Raw genomic sequence first — 18810 nt, forward strand, 5'->3', positions numbered from 1 at the left:
AAGTTTCGTTAGTAAACGTTAAAAAAATATGTTCTAATTCTTTCCTTAATTTGCTTTATTCCATTCGTCTAGAACAACTTCTATCGGTCTTTGTGTTGTTCGCTTATTTATTGTAATTTTAATTAATTTGGCTTTACCTTTGATAAACAGTTCAAATTGATCAATTCTTCCTTCAACAAAAGAGTAACTCAAGATATTCTCTTTAGGAATGAACTCATCATGAATCTTTATTCCATTGTCACCGAGGTAAACCCGTTCGTTTATAAACATAATAATGATTAACAATAAAAACAAAAAATACTTTCCTATACTATCTAACGTGATGATAAGAGGAAAAATAAATAGGCAAATTATTATCATAAATATGTTTTTGTAATTACTAGCACCGATCAGTTCAATGCTTCTTACTTGTTGTTTAGCTTTTATTGATCTGTAACTCTTAAATACCATATAAATAAAAAATACAAGAACAATAAGATAGGAGATCTTCAGTACAATCACATCCTGACAATGGTTGGAGTTACAATTTATTATTTATATTACCACAATTCGGTAATTAAGTTAATTGCAATAAAAAAGCCGCTCATGAGAGCGACTTAAATGATCTTTATCTTTTTATTCATCACCTACGTATACATCCAAAGCCGCTTGTATGCCTTGACCTTGGCAGGCCGGGAACCCATGCCGAATCAAAACCGCTTCGAGTGCGCAGAGAGTAATGAGTACATTTCTCTTATTACAGCTGTAGCCCATCGTCCCGATTCGCCATATTTTACCTTTCAATGGGCCAAATGAACTGGCAATTTCAATTCCAAACTGCTCGAGCAGCATGGAGCGTATCGATTCCCCATCAATCCCTTCAGGAATATTAATGCATGTTACGACAGTGAGCTTACAGCCGGGATCACCATACAATGTCAGCCTCATCGCTTCAAGTCCGGCGATTAATGCCCTTTCATGCAGCTTGTGGCGATCATATCTGGCTTCCAGCCCTTCTTCCAAAACAAGCCGCAGCCCTTCTCTTAATGCATAAATCATGGAGGTCATCTCGGTATGGTGATTCAGGCGGGCTGGACTCCAATAATCCTGCAGCTGGCTTAGGTCTAAATAATTGCTTTGAATCCGGTTAGGTTTCTCTGGCAAATGGCTATCATTTACGGTAAGCAGTCCGCGTTCAACCTTTTTCCTGTGCAGCAGTTTTTTTTCCACACGATGATTATAGGTTATAGGCGCCATACCTGAAGGCACGGATAAGCATTTTTGTGTCCCGCCAATGACAGCATCCAGCATCCAATCATCGGTCTTGACTGGAATGCCCCCAATCGTTGCTACAGCATCAACAACCAGCAATACATCCAGCTCACGGCAAGCCTTGCCAATTGCTTCTAGGGGCTGTACTCGACCTGTTGAGGTTTCTCCGTGGACAATAGCTACAATGGCCGGCTTTATAAGACGAATAGCGCGAATAATTTCTTGAGGGTCAAAAACGGATCCCCATTCTTTTTCAAGGGTGATGACTTCGGCATCGCAGCGTTCAGCTATTTCTTGCAGCAGGAAGCCAAATCTCCCATAAATGGGTATGAGCACTTTTTCGCCTGGCTCGATTAAGCTCGTTAATACGGCTTCAATTCCGGAGCGGGATGTTCCATCAATAGGATAGGCCCACTGATTCTCTGTTTGAAAGACATGCCTCAGCATCTCCATGGATTCATTCATCAATTGCGTGAATTCCGGATCAAACTGGCCCAGGATGGGATATGACATAGCTCGAAGCACTCGAGGATCAACTTCAACGGGTCCTGGAGTCATAATGATTCGCGGCGATGGAGATAAATCTCTATAGGTTTTCATCCAAATTCTCCTCATAGCCTAAATGATAAAGTAAATCTATTAATACTAAAATTCCATCTGCCATACTTTCCGGTGAGGAAAATTCCAGAGGGGAATGGCTGATACCGCGAAGACTTGGCACAAAAAGCATCACGGTTGGACAATGCGGCTGAAAAATTTGCGAATCGTGCCCCGCGCCGCTCACCATCCGATGGTGTGAAATATCATGATTCCGACAGATTTGTTCCAGCTTCCCGGTCAAATGATCGTTTAATTGCACAGGCTTTTCGTCCATCCATTGATGACAATCTAGATGAAGCTCCCGAGCTGCGGCAATTTCCTGAAAACGGCTGATCATTCCTATGCAAAATTGATTTAGATCGTTTTCCGCGGTGTGCCGCACATCGACGGAAAATGTGACTTTTCCGGGGATTACATTTGAAGCGTTAGGTTCAGCAGTGATACGGCCGACGGTAGCGACGAGTGGTTTGCCCACGCGCAAAGCTGTTTTCTCCAGCTGTAAAATCATCTCAGCAGCACCGGCCATAGCATCTTTACGAAGAGTCATAGGCGTTGTGCCTGCATGTCCAGTTTCACCTGTGATTGTAAAATTGAACCGCTTTTGCCCGACGATGGCATCCACGATTCCGAGCCTGTACCCTCGACGCTCAAGCACAATACCCTGCTCAATATGCAACTCGATAAATGCAGCAATATCATTTCTGTGAGTCGGTTTTAGGGAAGGATCACCATAGCCGGACTCTTTCATAGCTTCCATAAATAGAATTCCATCTGTATCTTTCATTCCCTTTATTTGCTCAAAGTTATGATGACCCGTTATATTTCCAGAGCCCCAAAAAGTTAACGGGAACCGGCTTCCTTCTTCTTCACAAAGGGCCACAACTTCAAGACTGCGTTTGGGTGATCCATAGGTTTGAAGTAAGTAGTTTAAAGCTATCATTCCAGCTATAATACCATAGGCACCGTCATATTTTCCGCCATTGTTGACGGTATCCAGATGCGATCCTGTAATTATTGTTTTACTGTCAGGAAGTATACCATCTAATCGTCCGAATACATTACCTACGCGATCGTCATATACATTTAAACCGTATTCCCTCATTTTAGCCGCAACTGCTTGCTGACCAGCCAGCCATTCTTGGGTATAGAGCAATCGGGTCACGCCGTCATGGCTATCGCTGCCAAAAACAGCCAGCCATTCAATTAGCTTTTCTGCTTCAGCAGCCAGATCACGCTTTAGATTATTATCGTTTGTTTTATTCGCTGCTTCTGTGTTGTCCACCCGCTCAGCCTCCTTCTAATCAGCGTTAACAGATGCTTCCTGCTGCGGACTCAGCCATTGGCCTAATCCCGTTTGAAGGATTCCCCGACCTGCTTCGTAAACTACGATTCCTCGACATAGAGTTGTGATTACTCGGCAATCAAATGACCTGCCCAAATAAGGACTATGCGGATGCCGATATAATATATCCTCCTGCCGCAAAACATACCCTTTGTCTAAATCCATTACGACTAAATCTGCATCAGCTTGAAGCGTTATTTCTCCTTTACTCGGAAGCAAACCAAATCGCTTGGCCGGTTCATAGGACAACATGCGGGAAATTTGCGTCAAAGGAATGCCTCTGCGAAAGAAGCCCTCGTGAATCATTAGCTCCATACTGCTTTGAGCGCCTGATATCCCACCCCAAGCTGCGAAAAAGTTGCCGTCATTTTCATTTTTTAAACGAGACGGGCAGGGAGAATGATCAGATGTAATCATATCAATTCGACCTTCGCGGAGGAGTGTCCATAATCGGTTCTGCTCCTCCAAATCGCGCAGCGGCGGCGCGCATTTAGCAACGGGACCAAGCCGCTGCATATCCTCTACTGTCAAAGTTAAATAATGCGGACAGGTTTCCAAGGTTACATTCATGCCGGACTTCTTGGCAAGGTCAATGACTTCCACGGCCTGCGGACTGCTGATATGAACAAAATGCAAGGCGCAGCCCGTCTCTTTGGCATAAAATAAAGCTCGATTCACCGCCTCAAGCTCAGCAATGATCGGTCTCGAATCAGCGTAATCCTTGGCAGATAAACGGCCTTCTGCTATTTTACCAGCGGCCAGCTTGGATACCAGCGGTTCGCTTTCCGCATGCAGGGCTAAAATCCCGCCAAGCTCGGCGATTTTCTTCATCCCCACATAAAGCGTTATATCATCGGCTTCGCGAAAGATATCCTCGCCTTCACCGCCAGGGGAGGACATAAACGCTTTGAAGCCAATAACTCCACAGGCGGCCAATTCTTCAAGCTCAGCGATATTTCCAGTCTGAAGGCCACCCCAAAAGACATAATCAACAGCGGATTTGTCCTTCGCCGCTTCATGCTTTTGTCGCCAGGCATCGGCGTTAATGGTCGGCGGAACTCCATTTAACGGCATATCTGCAAAAGTGGTGCAGCCTCCCGCAGCCAAGGCGGCCGAACCGCTCTCAAAGCCTTCCCAATCCGCTAAGCCAGGCTCGTTAAAATGCACATGAACATCGATCATGCCTGGAAGGACATACTGGCCTGCCGCATCAATGGTCGAAGCGTCTAACGCATTTATAGATTCTGCAAGAGCGGCAATTTTCCCGGATCGTATGCCTATGTCCAACTGGCGAATCTCATCCCGCAGCACGACATTGCCTCGCTTGATCACCAGATCGAATGGTGTTGCCATTGTAACCCTCCTCAGAGTTTTGCTTTAGCAAAACTGACTTCGTAAGCATCATCTTAAAGTTTTGGTTTAGCTTCCCCTATAAGTGCTATAGCCTCCAGGCGCGACCAGCAAAGGAACATGATAATGCGATTGCGGATCAAGGATTTGGAACCGCACGGGAACCTGTTCCAGAAATAGACTTTCGATTCCTTGCGAACGAAAGTAACGCCCGACCTCAAAAACAAGCTCGTAGCTGCCGCTAAGCATCGTGTCTTTTTCCAGCAAAGGGGCCTCCGTCCTGCCGTCTTCATTCGTTTCAAAGCTGTATAGAATCGCTGCTGCTTCTCCCTGCAATATCCGCCACAGTTCAATTTGCATGCCTCGTGCAGGTATGCCGCGAGACAAATCCAGCACGTGGGTGGTTAATCGTCCAGCCATAGCTTATCCTCCCCTATTCCTTCAAATCTTCACGTGTGACGGAAAACCCTTGAAAGCCAAAGGGCGGCCGAGGCTCTGTAAAGACCTTTCCTTCTGAAGTAGAAATGGTCTCAACAATGGTATCCCATGTACGGTTATTGGATTCAAAACGAACCTCGGACAACTGCTGAAAACGAGACAATACCTTCAGACCAATTTGATAAATCAAATTTTGAATGGAGGGTGTTTTATTCTCGTGAAAGATCGTTTGGGCAATGTCGCGAACTTGCTCCGAAGGCACGTAATACGCGTTATCTCCCGAAAGGCCATAGGAAATATGCGCATACTCCCAATAAATATTCAAGAAAATATAAAGCGGCCGATCAAAAGTTTCCGGCAGTGTTGTATATTCATCACGGATGAAGCCGTAGAAGGAGCTGCCGTTCACTTTGATCAGCTGCAAGTCCATCAGACTGCTCATAAGAGAGTTAATCACCACACCTGAAGCGTCTTCCGACCGTGAAATCTCCAGACTTGCAGAGCTGTAATCATTATGTGATCTGCGATAAACGAGTCCGCTTTCCGAGAAGCTTCCCTGTGTCTGTGCAGGAACTTCTACCGGAACGAAAGGCAAACGGTCACCAGTAATTGCAATAGAAGTGACGTGAGGATATTTTTCTAAAAACCGTTCACTGACAAAGGCTAAAAAGCCTTCGATGGTATTACCTTCAAACTCTGCGGCCTGACGAAGGATAAAGTTTTTCATCGAATCCGTTGCCACAACAAAGGTATTGTCACCTTCAGTGAATGAAGTCAAAAATACCTGGCCATAAACAGTGAATTTAACATTTAAAGCAAAAATGACATTATCATTGCCTGTAAAGCTTGACTCATGTATCGGCTCAATGCCTGTTAAAGGCTTGGCAAAGGTGCGATAAACGAATACATCAGCTTTGCCATAATATAGGGTACGTTCCTTTAATTTATCTAACATAGGTATGAACCTCCCGCTCAATTATGCTTCTAACAAATCCGCTAAACGAAATTGCGTGATTTTGTAAATCTCCTGCAAGGCTTGTTCATGTTCCGCTTCAAGTGTATTAGTTAAACGCTTTTCCATCGCTGATAAAATAGTTTCCTTGCTCTGACCACGAACAGCCATAATAAAAGGAAAATTAAATTTCGCGACATATGCATTATTGAATGAATTGAATTGATTAAATTCTGCGGGAGACAGTCGGTCTAAACCAACCCCCTGCTGCTCCAGCTGTGAAATTTCGCTCATTTGCAGTCTTGTAGCCAAGTCGGGATGAGCTCGCAGAAGTGAAACTTGTTCTTCAGCTGTCTTTTCCCGCACAATTTGAGTCATGGTCTGATGCAAATGAGTTAATGAAGCAAAAGGCCGATGTACCCATGCTTGCTCCGCGACCCATGGCGAATGCTCGAAAACCCAGCCCAGCAGCTCCACAAATGGATCCTTCTCTAATCGATTAATATGATCTATTGAATAACGCATACAGCACCTGTCCTCTATCACCTTTCAAACACGTTAATCCCAATATCCCTCATGAACAGCAATGACTTCCACTTCCACCTCCGGAAAGGGTCCGACCACCTTGATCGGTTTATTGCCTCTGGCAAACACATCGGAGCAAGGCAAATCCAGCGTCGGATTGACTTCGCTTTCTCCAGTGAGCTCTGCCAGCTTCTTCTCGGAAATGCCATAGACCACTCTGCCGACATTGCCCCAATAAATCGCGCCCGCGCACATGGCACAGGGTTCAACGGAGGAATATAAGGTACAATTCCACAAAAAGCTTTTGCTGAAAAGCGCAGATGCGGCAACCATCAATGATGTCTCCGCATGACCCGTACAGTTCTTTGTCGTGATTTCAATATTCCCTTGCTCTAATAAAATTTTGCCCTCATGATCTACCAATATAGCGCCAAAAGGTGTGTTACCCTGCTCTCTCGCTTTTTTCGAAACTTCTACACATTTTTGCAAATAAAAAGTATGCTCGTGATAGTTCATTGCTGCCAGCTCCTATTTCACCAATTTTTCTACGGCGCGCATAATGCCTCCATACCCGGTGCAGCGGCATAGATTGCCGGATAAGCCTTCTTCAATTTCGCTTTGACACGGGTGTGGATTCTCAGTGAGCAGCGCTTGGACCGAAATGATCATTCCGGGCGTACAGTAACCGCATTGAAATCCGCCTTCTTCTAAAAAAGCTTGCTGGATGGGATGCAGCGTTTCGTTTCCTATGCCTTCAATTGTTGTGATCTGTTTATCGGCACATTGATAAGCCATGATCAAACAAGAATTGACCGCCTTGCCATCTACCAGAACCATACACGCGCCGCACCGGCCCATTTCACAGGAAACCTTGGTTCCCGTCAGCTCTAAATCATCCCTTAAAATATTCAATAATCGTTTAGAAGGCGGAATATGCAGCACTACGTCCTTGTTATTCACATGACTGCGCCATTCACTGGATACTGCTTGCCTCGTGCTCATCGTTAAACACTCCTTTCGGTATGATAAAATCCTGCTGCAGCTCTTCAGGACTAATCGGCAGCTTGTTGATTCGTTTGCCCACTGCGTGGTAAACGGCAGATGCAATAGCTGGAGCCAATACAACGGTTCCGACTTCTCCAACCCCGCGAGGTCCATACGTATCTTCCTCAGGCAATTCCTCAATGGCCTCCAATTCAAAATCACGATGAATATCGCTTGCCGTCGGAATCAGATAGGTATCCAAATTCCTGGTAATGTACTCACCGGCATGCATTTGCGCATCCTCTGTCAAGGTGAAGCCCAAGGCCATGATGCTGCCGCCTTCAATCTGACCAAGGTATCCTTGCGGATTAGCGACAGGTCCCGCTGCCACAGCATGAAATTGATCGAGCAGCCTTACTCTCCCTGTCAGCGTATTAACCTCAACCTTTACGGCTACTGCAGCATAAGTGTAAAGAAAATGGCCTCCCATAATCGGGTCAGGCGTTATCGGATAATGAAACTTGGTTTCTATGGCAATTGGCTCACTCAACTTGGCGGAAATGTCTTGATAACTTATAAGCGGCGAGCTTGAATCGCGACTTGCTTGCAGATCCGCTTTGCGCCAAACTCCTTCGGGACCTGCGGTCAGCAGCTCGATGGCTACGCCGGTGTAATGCGAAGCTGCCGTCAGCAGCTGCTGCAGAAAAAGCGGCTTGAGTCTTTGCAGCGCCATCCACATCATGCTTGTAGCACGGGACGCTGTGCTGGAACCGCTCTGCGGAACAAGGTCCGTATCGCCGATCAGCAGACGGAGGTCGCTTGCCTGGCAGTCAAAGTGCTCGATCAGCATCAGCTCCAGAGTTGCGATGAGCCCTTGGCCAAATTCCTCAAAGCCAAAAACGACCTCAATTTTTCCGTCATGACTCAAAACTATGCGTCCGCCTGAATCATCGGGAATACCGTAGCCTAACCCTGCGCCGTGCATCGTTAATGCGGCTCCAATCCCGTATTTAAGCCACGGCGCAGACGGGCGGTTCCCGCTTACCGAAGTAAGCTGCGTTCGGCTGGCCCAAAGCTCAGACCGATCAATCATGTCCCATACCTGGCTGGCTCCATCTGTAGGCGCGATCCGTTGACCGAGCGGTCCCAGAGTATGCTTATCCCTGAGATTGATTTGGCGCAATGCCCATGGGTCCATTCCCAGTTTCTCTGCCAAGCGATCCATCTGGCACTCCAAGGCAAAAATCGCCTGATTGCCGCCAAAGCCGCGAAATTCGCCGGATACGCCGTTATTGGTAAAAACCGAGATGCCTTCAACGGCAACATTCGGCATCGTGTAGAGGCCGATCATATGCTCTGTGGCAAAATTAAGCACAGGCCCGCCCAGTGTAGCGTATGCGCCAGTATCGGCAACGATTCTTGCCTGATGCGCCATAATTCGGCCTTCGCTGTCCACTCCTGTTTTTACATGTATCTTCATCGGGTGGCGCTTGAGGCCTGCCCTGAAGGATTCCCATCTGGAATTGTGAATCTTCACTGGTCTTCCACTGATAACCGCAAGCAAAGCTCCGTAAGGCTGCACGTTCAATTCGTCCTTGCCGCCGAACGAGCCGCCGATGGGGCTGGACACGATACGAATCGCGGTTTGCGGGATGGCCAGAATACGGGACAGCTGAAATTGGTCCATATAGCCATGCTGGGTAGCCGAGTAAACCGTTAGCCGGCCATCCGCCTCCGGTATAAATAAGCCGCCTTCCATTTCCATATACGTATGCATTTGTCTTGGAGTAGAATAGGTTTCCTCCACGATAAATGCGCTATTAGCGAATCCTGTTTCTATATTTCCAACCTTATGATTGGTGCGGTGCAAAACATTGCCATTTGGATGAAGCTGAACGGATTCCTGCAGCAGGGCTGCTTCCGGATCATCAATAACGGGAAGCAGCTCGTAATCGACTTCGATTAAAGTCAGGGCATAGTCTGCAAGCTCCTCAGTTTCGGCAGCAACAGCTGCAACAGCATCGCCAATATAACGAACGCGATCTTCACACAGCACCGGTTGATCCGGTGTTTCGATCCCGAACCGATTTAAACCGGGAACATCCAGATGGGTAATAACAGCGTGAACGCCTTTGAGCATCGAAGCTTTTTCTATCCGAATATCTTTAATGACCGCATGCGGATGAGGACTTCTCAGCACCTTGCCATAAAGCATCTCGGGTGCCTGCAGATCCGTTAAATATTTAAGCTGACCTGTTACTTTTTCCATACCATCCGGACGTGTGCGCCAACGTTTTCCACTCGTTAACCGGTTTATTCGCATCGTTCTCACCCTTTCTACCGCAGTCTTAACTAGAAGCTGCTAACTCACTCCAAAGACCGGAGCTAATTAGGTTCGCGGCTGTTTTCTTACGGTATGCTGCTGAGGCGAATGGATCCGAATAAGCAATCATTTGTTCTTGAACAGCCTGCTGCAGCTGTTGCAGTAAATTCGGGGTTAACCGGCTTCCATTCAGTAATGCTTCCGACTGGGTCAATCGCAGGCAATAGCTTGAACCGCCTCCAGCAGCGATATGAAAATCAGCTAATCCCCCATCAGCATGGATCCATCCTTGAAAAGCAGTTGTAACTATTGAAGGCGTAAATGCTTCTCTTCTTCCTATTTTTTGATAAAAGGATACATATCTTCCTAAACGCTCTGAACTCATCTGAGGCAAGCTCACTGATATCAACAGCCGCTTCTCCTGATAACCGGGTTGACTGATTGCATATACCCAATCCTGGAGCAGCTCCGTTTGACGGGAGCTTCCACCATACCAATTCAACACAGCACCGCTCACAAGCAGTGCCGGAATGGAGTCTCCCACAGCTGAAATTATATTGCCGCCAAGCGTTGCCATATTGCGTATCGAAGGAGCGGCAATACTGCGGATGGCCTGCACAAGATGAGCAAACTCCGCTTGGATATGCGGATGCTTGGCGCATTCCGATAAAGACACAGCGGCACCGATCACTGCCTCATCCGCTTTGATTTGAATGGCTGACATTTCGGCAATAGCTGCAACACTTATTAAATGATGCGGCATTTCACTAATACCTGATTCCCATTGTGTCCGCAGTAAAGTGCCGCCTGAAATAAACTTGCTCCCCAATCCTAACATTTGCTGCAGCCGCCATGCCTCTCCTATCGAATCAGGCTCCCAAACGCTTGGTGCTGGAGCATAACTTTCGTTGCTAAGAGCCATAATCAAGCCTCCCGGATTAGAATCGTTGCTCTCGGATGTAAGGCTCCCCCACTGCTTCCGGCTTGCCTGTTAATTTGTTGCGATTCCGCCAGCCTGTGAACATCAGGACTAGGATGGTGATCACATAAGGCAGCATTTTCAAAAAATAGGAAGGTATTTGGCTGCCGATCAATTGAATTCGGAAGCCTAATGTATCTAGTCCGCCAAAAAAATAGGAAACGGCCATCGCACGGAGCGGGTTCCATTTAGCGAAAATTACCAAGGCAACGGCAATCCAGCCTCTGCCTGCTGTCATGCCTTCGATCCAGCTCGGCGAATAAACCAGAATGAGATCGGCGCCTGCAAGACCAATCAGCATCGAACCCGCAACCACATATAAATATCTGTTTAAAAAAACGCGTATACCCATGACATCAGCTGTACCGGGGCTGTCGCCAATCGCTCTTAAGTGCAGTCCCCATGAGGTTTTGAATATAAACAGGTGCATCGCCGCTGCAAGAAGTATGCTGGCCCAGGTAAGCAGGTCTAAATGAGCGAATATTTGACCCAAAAAAGGTATCGGCTCAATCCAGCTCAAATGCAGCTTGGGAACGGATCCCGCAATAGGCATACCGGACACCGGCTTACCTAAGTAAGCGCTCAGTCCAGTTCCGAATAATGTGATGGCCAACCCGCTCACGACCTGATTCGCCCGCATCGTGATGCTTAAAAAGGCATGAAGCAAGCCAAGTAATGCACTGGATCCCAATGAAGCTAACAAAGCTAATACCAGGCTTTCCGTTTGGATATAGACCAGGCATGTCGTTACAGCTCCGATCAGCATCAGTCCTTCAGCTCCGAGGTTGATAACTCCCGCCCGTTCACATAGAATGCCGCCCAAAGTCGCAAGCAGCAGAGGTGTTCCTGATGATATAGCAGCTACAAGCAATTGCATTATAAAGTCCACAGCGCTGCCCCTTCCTTTAAAGTCTCACCGATTGAATTTCAATCGCAGACGACCGATTGTTTCACCGCCTATGAGGAAAAACAAGATTGCGCCTTGCAGCATAAGCGAAGTCGATGAAGGCAAACCAATGGTTTGAACACTAAAGCCGCCGACAATCAAAGCGCCGAATAAAATGGAGGAAATGATTAAACCAAGCGGATTTAATTTGGCCAGCCATGCCACAATGATGGCCGTATAACCATAACCGGGGGAGATGCCGTACATCAACCGATGCGTAACACCTGACACCTCGCTCATACCTGCCAGCCCTGCCAAGCCTCCGCTTATCATCATCACAATTAAAATATGCTTGTTAATATGAATTCCTGCATATTTGGCAGCAGAGGGATTGGCGCCAATCAAGCGCAGCTCATACCCCCATTTGGTATAGTGGATAAAGAAAGCATAAAGCGCGACAGCGATTAATCCATAAATCAAGCCAAGGTGCAGCCGGGTTCCGCCTATAGTCAACAGCTGCTCATAGGTTTCGAACATCGGAGTCCCGGGAAAATTAAAGCCTTTGGGATCCTTCCACGGACTGAACACAAAGTAATTCATCAGCAATAAAGCCACATAATTGAGCATCAACGATGTAATTAATTCATTCACCTGAAAATAAGCCTTTGGTATGGCTGTCAGTAAACCCCATACAGCTCCGCCAAGCGTACCCATGATTACCATAGCTGGAATGACCAAGGGCTCAGGCATATTAGGCCAATATATCGTTATCGATGTAGCCGCTATTGCCCCAATTGCAAACTGGCCTTCAGCACCGATATTCCATATTTTAATTCGGTAAGCAATGGATACGCCTAAGCCGCACAGCAGCAGGGGAATCGCTTTTACCAGTGTTTCGCTAATACCGTAGCTCGAGCCGAAGGCGCCATTTGCCATTTTCAGATAAATCGTTAATGGATTCATTCCATTGAGGCCAATAAACAATGCGCAAAAGATCAATGCCAGAATAATCGATAGAAACGGAACCCACCAGGCGTTTTCCTTTTTCTGCGTGTCTATCACCAAACGGAACGGAAAGCGAAATCTGCCCGCAGCCTGCTCTTCATTCATCCAGCAGCACCCCTGTCATCCTTCAAATCATGGATGCCAGCCATCCACATCCCGATTCGTTCTTTGTCCAATTCCTCTCGCTGCATTTCACCGACAATTTTACCGTTGTAAATCACAAGTACCCGATCCGATAATTGCATGACCTCATCCAAATCCTCCGAAATCAGCAGAACACTGCTTCCTTCATTTCTTAAATCGTATAATAACTGATGCACGCCGTCTGTTGCGCCTACATCCAGACCTTGGGTAGGATGAACGGCTACCATTAGCAGCGGGTTATTATTAATTTCTCTGGCGAACAACAGCTTTTGTTGATTGCCGCCTGATAATTGGCGTGCGGGTGTGTCCAGGTCAGGTGTTTTGACGTCAAACTGTTCGACTAGCTGCTGGGACCAAAGTCTATTTTTGTGTTTTCTTAAAAAACCAAACCATGACCGGTCAAATGTTCGATATGATTTGATCAACAGATTATCTACAATATTTAAACTGCCGGCCAAGCCGCTTTTCATGCGATTCTCGGGAATATGCGAGATGCCGAGATCGATGGCTGCCCGCACGGATGCGGATTTCATTTCCATTCCGTTGTAGATCACGCTGCCACTTCGTCTTGGTCGAAGTCCCGTCAGCACTTCAGCAAGCTCCTTCTGTCCGTTGCCCGCAACGCCAGCAATTCCAACAATTTCACCGCGCCTAAGCGAAAATTCAATCCCATTCAAAGCACGGCTTCCGTGGTCGGCAATCGCTTCAAGATTTTTCACAACGAGTAATGCTTCTCCGGATTTATTTTCACGCACCTGCCGGGATAGGTTGAGTTCATGCCCCATCATGATCCGAGCCAAATCACGTTCATTAGTCTCCGTTTTTTCCAATGTTTGAATCATTTTGCCTTTACGCATCACAGAAATTCGATCTGCTGTCATCATGACTTCCTTCAGCTTATGTGTCGTGATAATGACAGTTTTGCCGTCCTGCTTCATATGGGCCAGCGTATCGAATAATTGCTCGGCTTCCGCAGGTGTAAGCACAGAGGTCGGTTCATCCAAAATAATGATCCGAGCCCCTCGATACAAGACTTTGACGATTTCCACACGCTGCTGTTCTCCTACGGAAAGCTGCCAAATCGGCAAATCCGTTGGAAAAGACAGCCCAAAACGGCGCGCCAGCTCATCTATGGCATCTCGCTTCTTTTTCATCCAGGTCCTGCCTCGCCAAACGCTCCCTTTTTCACCTAAAATAATATTTTCCGTGGCTGTTAAGGTCGGTACGAGCCGGAAGTTTTGAAATACCATGCCAATGCCCAACTCCATGGCATGCTTGGGTGAGCGGATTTTAACCGTTTGCCCCTGAATCCTGATCTCTCCGCTGTTTAAACGGTAAACGCCCGACAGCATGCTCATCATGGTGCTTTTTCCCGCCCCATTTTCTCCCAAAAGCGCATGAATTTCACCCTGTTTGGCGTTAAAATCAACATGATCGTTAGCGACCACTGAACCAAAGATTTTGACAATTTGCTTCATTTCTACTGCATTTTCAGTAATCATCATGGCTTCCTCCCTAAGATGAGCGCAAAAGCTGCAGAGCTTTAGAAAGTCCCACTTATACCAACAAATCTCTTGAGACTCCAAGAGATTCGCTGGTGTAAAGGCTATGAACATTTCAAAATTATTTCGGAATGGTTCCGTTTACCCCTTTAACAAACCAATTGATGCTGTAAATATCCTTATCGCTCATGTTGGATCCCTCGGGAACCTTTACCGTACCTGCCGCATCCGTGATCGGCCCCTTGAATACGTTCAATTCTCCGCTCAAGATTTTGGCTTTTGTATCAGCAACCAATTTTTTGACATCATCCGGTACTTTTTTGCCTAGCGGTGCGATATCGACCAAGCCATCCTTCATATCACCCAGGTATTGATCATTTTTCCAAGTGCCGTCCATGACGCTTTTGACAACCTTGGTATAATAAGCTCCCCAGTTCCATGTTGGATTCGTTAAATAAGCATCCGGCGCAAAACGGCTCATATCGGAATCGTTACCGCCTGCCATCGCTCCTCTTTCATTAGCCGCCTGAATCGTTGCCGGCGAGTCCTGATAGGCCATCAGCACGTCAGCGCCTTTATCCAGCAAGCTCACAGCCGCCTGTCTCTCAACAGTAGGATCAAACCATGTGTTACTCCAGACTACGTTGACTTTCACAGCTGGATTCACGCTTTGCGCTCCGAGAGTGAAAGCATTGATATTATAAATAACTTCGGGGATTGGAAAGGCACCAACATAACCCAACACATTTTTCTTGGTCATTTTGCCCGCTGCTATTCCCGCCAAGTAGCTTCCCAAATAATTGCGTCCAAAGTAAGTTCCCATATTCGGCGCGGTTTTATAACCCGCATTATGCATGAATATGACTTTTGGAAACTTTTGAGCGACATTAAAGGTGTAATCCATATAGCCAAAGCTTGTTGTGAAAATAAGATCGTGATTCTTCGCCAGCTCAGTCATGATCCGTTCCGCATCAGCGCTCTCCGGTACATTTTCAACCGTATCCGCTTTTATATTTAATTCCTTTTCCATCGCCTTTCGGCCCTTATCGTGCTCAAACGTCCAACCGCCATCGCCTGGAGGCCCGATATAAACAAAGGCAACTCGTGGTGATTTAATTCCTCCTGGAGCATCAGAGGGCTTTGTTGTGGCAGCAACTGTGGCCATAGCCGTTGCTGTTGGAGCTGTTGAATCTGTCGGCTTCACCGTAGTTGAATTTGCAGATTTTTGCGAGCATCCTACAAGTGAACTAACTACCGCAATTAAAAGAATAATACCGACAATCCCTGCTTTTCTCATTTGTCTCATACAGCTCCTCCTTTTTTCTCCTATGGCATGTACTCATGACTTAGCGAATAAATTTCGCTGATCATACTGCTATGGACTTATTCAAACTATAAAATAGCGGGAACATTGTGTCAATTTAATTAACATAAATTTGTTATAAAAACATAAATTATTATGCATTTCTTAAAAAAGTATGATACTTATGTTATATAACATGACAAATATATGCGGTAAGTTGTGTCGCCTTTATTTGTAACCATCCACGGTCCATACTTATGCATGTCTAATGTTAACTGAATCAATCGCCAAACCCCCGATGATGTTATTGAAATACAATAAGCGCCGACTCATTTGTCAGCGCTCATTCTTATCCATCTATAGCTTTATATTGCGGTGTTACTGCGGATTTATGTCGTTTCCTACTATTTAATTTGTCTATCAATATGGTACAATTGTACATATTTTATAGAGGGGCTGGCACAAAAATATGGAATCATTTTCTGAACGAATGGGCATTGTTCAAAGGAAATCAATAATGCAGAGAGACGGTATAGACAATGATTTAAGAACTGCTCTACTTAATGTTTATTATACCGATTATTTTCCTGTTCTAGGTCCCAGTGGTCAATTTGATTTGGCAAAAGAAATGTACGTCAAACTATTAAACAAACCATGTAGACGAAATTCCCACTAATATTGATAAGGTTGCTTTAATGATTAGAAGCTTATTTATAAATGCTGAGTGGAATTTAGTTTATGACTTAATACAATTTTTAGTGAATTCTAGGACTGGACAAGACAGGAGAGTGAAGATTGTTTATTTCATACATAAATGTAATGAAGCACTTGAAACTCATATGTCATATTATCGATTCATAAATTACATAATCTGCCCAATATCTTCCGACGACGAGATCCAAGCAATACAAGAAGCTACAAATTCTTTTTCTACTGTTAATAAGCATTTAACAGATGCATTGAAAAAGTTATCTGATCGTGAAAATCCCGACTATAGAAACTCAATAAAAGAATCCATAAGTGCTGTAGAGTGTTTGTGTAAAATCATAACAAATGATGATAATGCTTCTCTGGGAAAGGCACTCGACTTAATCAAAAATAAAGGACACATAAACATTCACCCTGCTTTAAATGATTCTTTTAATAAGTTATATGGATATACTAGTAACGAAAAGGGAATAAGACATTCTTTTGGCTTATTAGATGAAGATAATCTTAATTTTGAGGAAGCAAAATTCATGCTCGTTTCTTGCTCCGCTTTCATTAACTTTTTAAATGTAAAAGCTTCAAAGGCAGTTATTAATATTACATAAAATTTGCTAATTATTAGGATTTTCTTCATTAGTTTTTAAGTGTAACTTCATGATAGATGTGTTATCTTTAATTATCCAGCCCTCCACTAAAGATATTATTTGTATTGGGTCTGCCCGGAATCACTGAAACTCTGCTATTCTGCTGGGCGAGCTCATGCATACCTTGCTTCGAAGCGGCAGCTTGGTATACACTTTGTTGATCTTCCGACGATAGTTTGGAAAAGGCTTCATAGACTTCCGAAGGCGCTCCTGGTGGAGGAAAAATAAACATGTTGGCTTGTCCGATCGAGATATTTCCATCCCATTCAAATCACGAAGGTCGTTCGTTTCACTGACCAGATTATGTGCACCTTCATCACTCAGCTGTGAAGTTTGAATATCGAATGCCAACCCATGAAAAGTGCGAAGGGTTTCCAATTGATCCTTATTCAGCGAATTCAAAAATTGCTTATCTGTGACTCCCTTAGTCTGGCTGCGTTCTACTGTGATCTGCTCAAATTTTTGTCTGACTTGATCGCTTACCCCGCGGTTTAGTCGACCTTGCTCTAGTGGATTGAGTTGAGAAAATGTAGGATTGATTTTCAACTAAGAACACTTCGTTTCTTTTTTGCACTATATCGGATTATAACCATAAAAAGTTAACCCACAAAATAAAGAGCCGGGTCATCCCGGCTCCCTATACAGACTGTTCGGTGCTCTGCACCGATCAAATTGCGAATTCCATTTCCGCATCTATTCCGCTTCGCAGTTTATCCTTGTGCAGCTTGATGGTAAGCTTGGGCAGTCTCTTCCGGCTGCTTCTCCCTGCGGCCAAATATATCACTGCTATATTCAGCTTTAAGTGGTTCAGCTTCCTCGCTGTTCACCCTTTCATTACTCCGAATAATGCTGATTAATTCAGCCATAATGCTAATTGCAATTTCGTCTGGTCCTTCGGCGCCGATGTGAAGACCAACCGGGGTATGAAACCATGGGGGTACCGACATGGCTTCCAACACGCGGATGGTTCTTGCTTTTGATCCCATGATTCCCACATACTTAACACGTTTTGAAAGCATATTCTGTACAAATTCACGATCCCAGCGCAATTGATGGCTCATCACGATGACATAGTCTTGTTCAGTTAAATTCAGATGCATCAATGACTTCTTCGGGAAACCAATAATAAACGCAGCATCCTCAAAACGCTCATTTGTACATAATCCAGCGCGCCAATCAGCTATAATTATCTGAAAACCTACTCGACGAGCAAGCTGGGCAACAGGTATTGCGTCATTGCCAGCACCAAAAATAATCAGTCGGGGCTTAGGAGAAAACAATGTGGACACAATCAATTCCTGCTCATTTAAACTGCGCATCTGCTGATTCTCAAACCCAGCGGAATGAGCGGAAATCAGCTTATATCGAATAGATTTGTTTTCTTCTATGATGAACCGCTTCAAGCTTACGGCGATGTGCTGATCTAACCTGCGCTTAACCTCCAGCAAGTGCTCCAATAATACCCCCGTTACCGGCTCTAACAGCACGCGGACCGTGCCTCCGCATCCTATCGCTTCACCCCAGGCAGCGTCATCTTCCGATTTCATATCATATTCAACAAGCTGATGGGTGTTGGATGCAAGAATTCCTTCTATCCGCTCCATTAGATCAACTTCCATACATCCCGGACTGATACTTCCGATAGCCGATCCATTTTCCAGGAGCAGCATCATCGCTCCAGATTTGCGATAAGCATGGCCTTCCACAGAAGCAATAGTAACCAAGACAGACCGGTGATGGCCGTTAGCAATTTCCTGCAAAATGTTGTGTACATCCATCCAAATTCCACCTGCTTCCTGAACTGAGTTTATGTTATATATTATCACATATACTCACTAAGGGTAAGAATTAAATGTATTGTGTTTTTTATATGA

The 18810-nt window shown here is 45.4% G+C and carries 18 protein-coding genes; 1 reads left to right on the forward strand and 17 read right to left on the reverse strand.

Features of this window, described 5'->3' with window-relative positions:
• Positions 1-45: 45 nt before the first annotated feature.
• The 15 genes from BLV33_RS28690 to BLV33_RS04240 all read right to left on the reverse strand — a co-directional run bounded on the left by BLV33_RS28690 (position 46) and on the right by BLV33_RS04240 (position 15587).
• On the reverse strand, positions 46-294 hold the full coding sequence (locus BLV33_RS28690; RefSeq protein ID WP_139305686.1) for a hypothetical protein: 249 nt from the start codon (positions 292-294) through the stop codon (positions 46-48).
• A 321-nt stretch (positions 295-615) separates the two neighbouring features.
• Positions 616-1851, reverse strand: a complete 1236-nt coding sequence (locus BLV33_RS04180) for a pyridoxal-phosphate-dependent aminotransferase family protein (RefSeq protein WP_090788556.1) — start codon at positions 1849-1851, stop codon at positions 616-618.
• Positions 1838-3133: an allantoate deiminase gene (gene allC / locus BLV33_RS04185; protein WP_090788558.1), complete on the reverse strand. Its 1296-nt coding sequence runs from the start codon at positions 3131-3133 to the stop codon at positions 1838-1840. The genes BLV33_RS04180 and allC overlap by 14 nt, the downstream gene beginning before the upstream one ends.
• Before the next feature lie 15 nt (positions 3134-3148).
• Positions 3149-4546, reverse strand: a complete 1398-nt coding sequence (locus BLV33_RS04190) for an allantoinase (RefSeq protein ID WP_090788560.1) — start codon at positions 4544-4546, stop codon at positions 3149-3151.
• A 66-nt stretch (positions 4547-4612) separates the two neighbouring features.
• On the reverse strand, positions 4613-4963 hold the full coding sequence (gene uraH, locus BLV33_RS04195; RefSeq protein ID WP_090788562.1) for a hydroxyisourate hydrolase: 351 nt from the start codon (positions 4961-4963) through the stop codon (positions 4613-4615).
• Positions 4964-4976: 13 nt separating this feature from the next.
• Positions 4977-5936, reverse strand: coding sequence for a factor-independent urate hydroxylase (pucL, locus tag BLV33_RS29840; protein ID WP_253186967.1), 960 nt, complete (start codon positions 5934-5936; stop codon positions 4977-4979).
• A 21-nt stretch (positions 5937-5957) separates the two neighbouring features.
• Entirely contained in the window at positions 5958-6458 is a 501-nt protein-coding gene (gene uraD, locus BLV33_RS29845; protein ID WP_253186968.1) for a 2-oxo-4-hydroxy-4-carboxy-5-ureidoimidazoline decarboxylase, read from the reverse strand.
• A gap of 33 nt (positions 6459-6491) precedes the next feature.
• The gene (locus tag BLV33_RS04205) at positions 6492-6974 is read right to left on the reverse strand and encodes a nucleoside deaminase (RefSeq protein WP_090788564.1); all 483 of its coding nucleotides are present in this window, start codon (positions 6972-6974) and stop codon (positions 6492-6494) included.
• 12 nt (positions 6975-6986) lie between these two features.
• On the reverse strand, positions 6987-7460 hold the full coding sequence (locus BLV33_RS04210; RefSeq protein WP_090788566.1) for a (2Fe-2S)-binding protein: 474 nt from the start codon (positions 7458-7460) through the stop codon (positions 6987-6989).
• Positions 7432-9765: a xanthine dehydrogenase subunit D gene (gene pucD / locus BLV33_RS04215; protein WP_090788568.1), complete on the reverse strand. Its 2334-nt coding sequence runs from the start codon at positions 9763-9765 to the stop codon at positions 7432-7434. Before pucD ends, BLV33_RS04210 begins: the two co-directional genes overlap by 29 nt.
• A 25-nt stretch (positions 9766-9790) precedes the next feature.
• A complete protein-coding gene (locus tag BLV33_RS04220) occupies positions 9791-10687 on the reverse strand; it encodes an FAD binding domain-containing protein (RefSeq protein ID WP_090788570.1) in 897 nt (298 codons plus the stop codon).
• Between the two features lie 16 nt (positions 10688-10703).
• The gene (locus BLV33_RS04225; protein WP_090788572.1) at positions 10704-11633 is read right to left on the reverse strand and encodes an ABC transporter permease; all 930 of its coding nucleotides are present in this window, start codon (positions 11631-11633) and stop codon (positions 10704-10706) included.
• Between the two features lie 24 nt (positions 11634-11657).
• The gene (locus BLV33_RS04230; protein ID WP_090788574.1) at positions 11658-12740 is read right to left on the reverse strand and encodes an ABC transporter permease; all 1083 of its coding nucleotides are present in this window, start codon (positions 12738-12740) and stop codon (positions 11658-11660) included.
• Complete coding sequence (locus BLV33_RS04235) at positions 12737-14284, reverse strand: ABC transporter ATP-binding protein (protein ID WP_366414708.1); 1548 nt, start codon at positions 14282-14284, stop codon at positions 12737-12739. The genes BLV33_RS04230 and BLV33_RS04235 overlap by 4 nt, the downstream gene beginning before the upstream one ends.
• Before the next feature lie 118 nt (positions 14285-14402).
• A complete protein-coding gene (locus BLV33_RS04240; protein ID WP_090788579.1) occupies positions 14403-15587 on the reverse strand; it encodes a BMP family ABC transporter substrate-binding protein in 1185 nt (394 codons plus the stop codon).
• A gap of 662 nt (positions 15588-16249) precedes the next feature.
• Here BLV33_RS04240 and BLV33_RS04245 point away from each other — a divergent pair.
• On the forward strand, positions 16250-16897 hold the full coding sequence (locus tag BLV33_RS04245; protein ID WP_290439070.1) for an AbiJ-NTD4 domain-containing protein: 648 nt from the start codon (positions 16250-16252) through the stop codon (positions 16895-16897).
• A gap of 120 nt (positions 16898-17017) precedes the next feature.
• On the opposite strand, the gene BLV33_RS04250 is transcribed toward BLV33_RS04245, so the two are convergent.
• Both BLV33_RS04250 and BLV33_RS04255 read right to left on the reverse strand, forming a co-directional pair.
• Positions 17018-17482, reverse strand: coding sequence for a hypothetical protein (locus BLV33_RS04250; RefSeq protein WP_090788583.1), 465 nt, complete (start codon positions 17480-17482; stop codon positions 17018-17020).
• 164 nt (positions 17483-17646) lie between these two features.
• A complete protein-coding gene (locus BLV33_RS04255) occupies positions 17647-18714 on the reverse strand; it encodes an XdhC family protein (protein ID WP_090788585.1) in 1068 nt (355 codons plus the stop codon).
• Positions 18715-18810: the final 96 nt, after the last annotated feature.

It is taken from the genome of Paenibacillus sp. GP183 (assembly GCF_900104695.1).
GTDB lineage: Bacteria > Bacillota > Bacilli > Paenibacillales > NBRC-103111 > Paenibacillus_AI.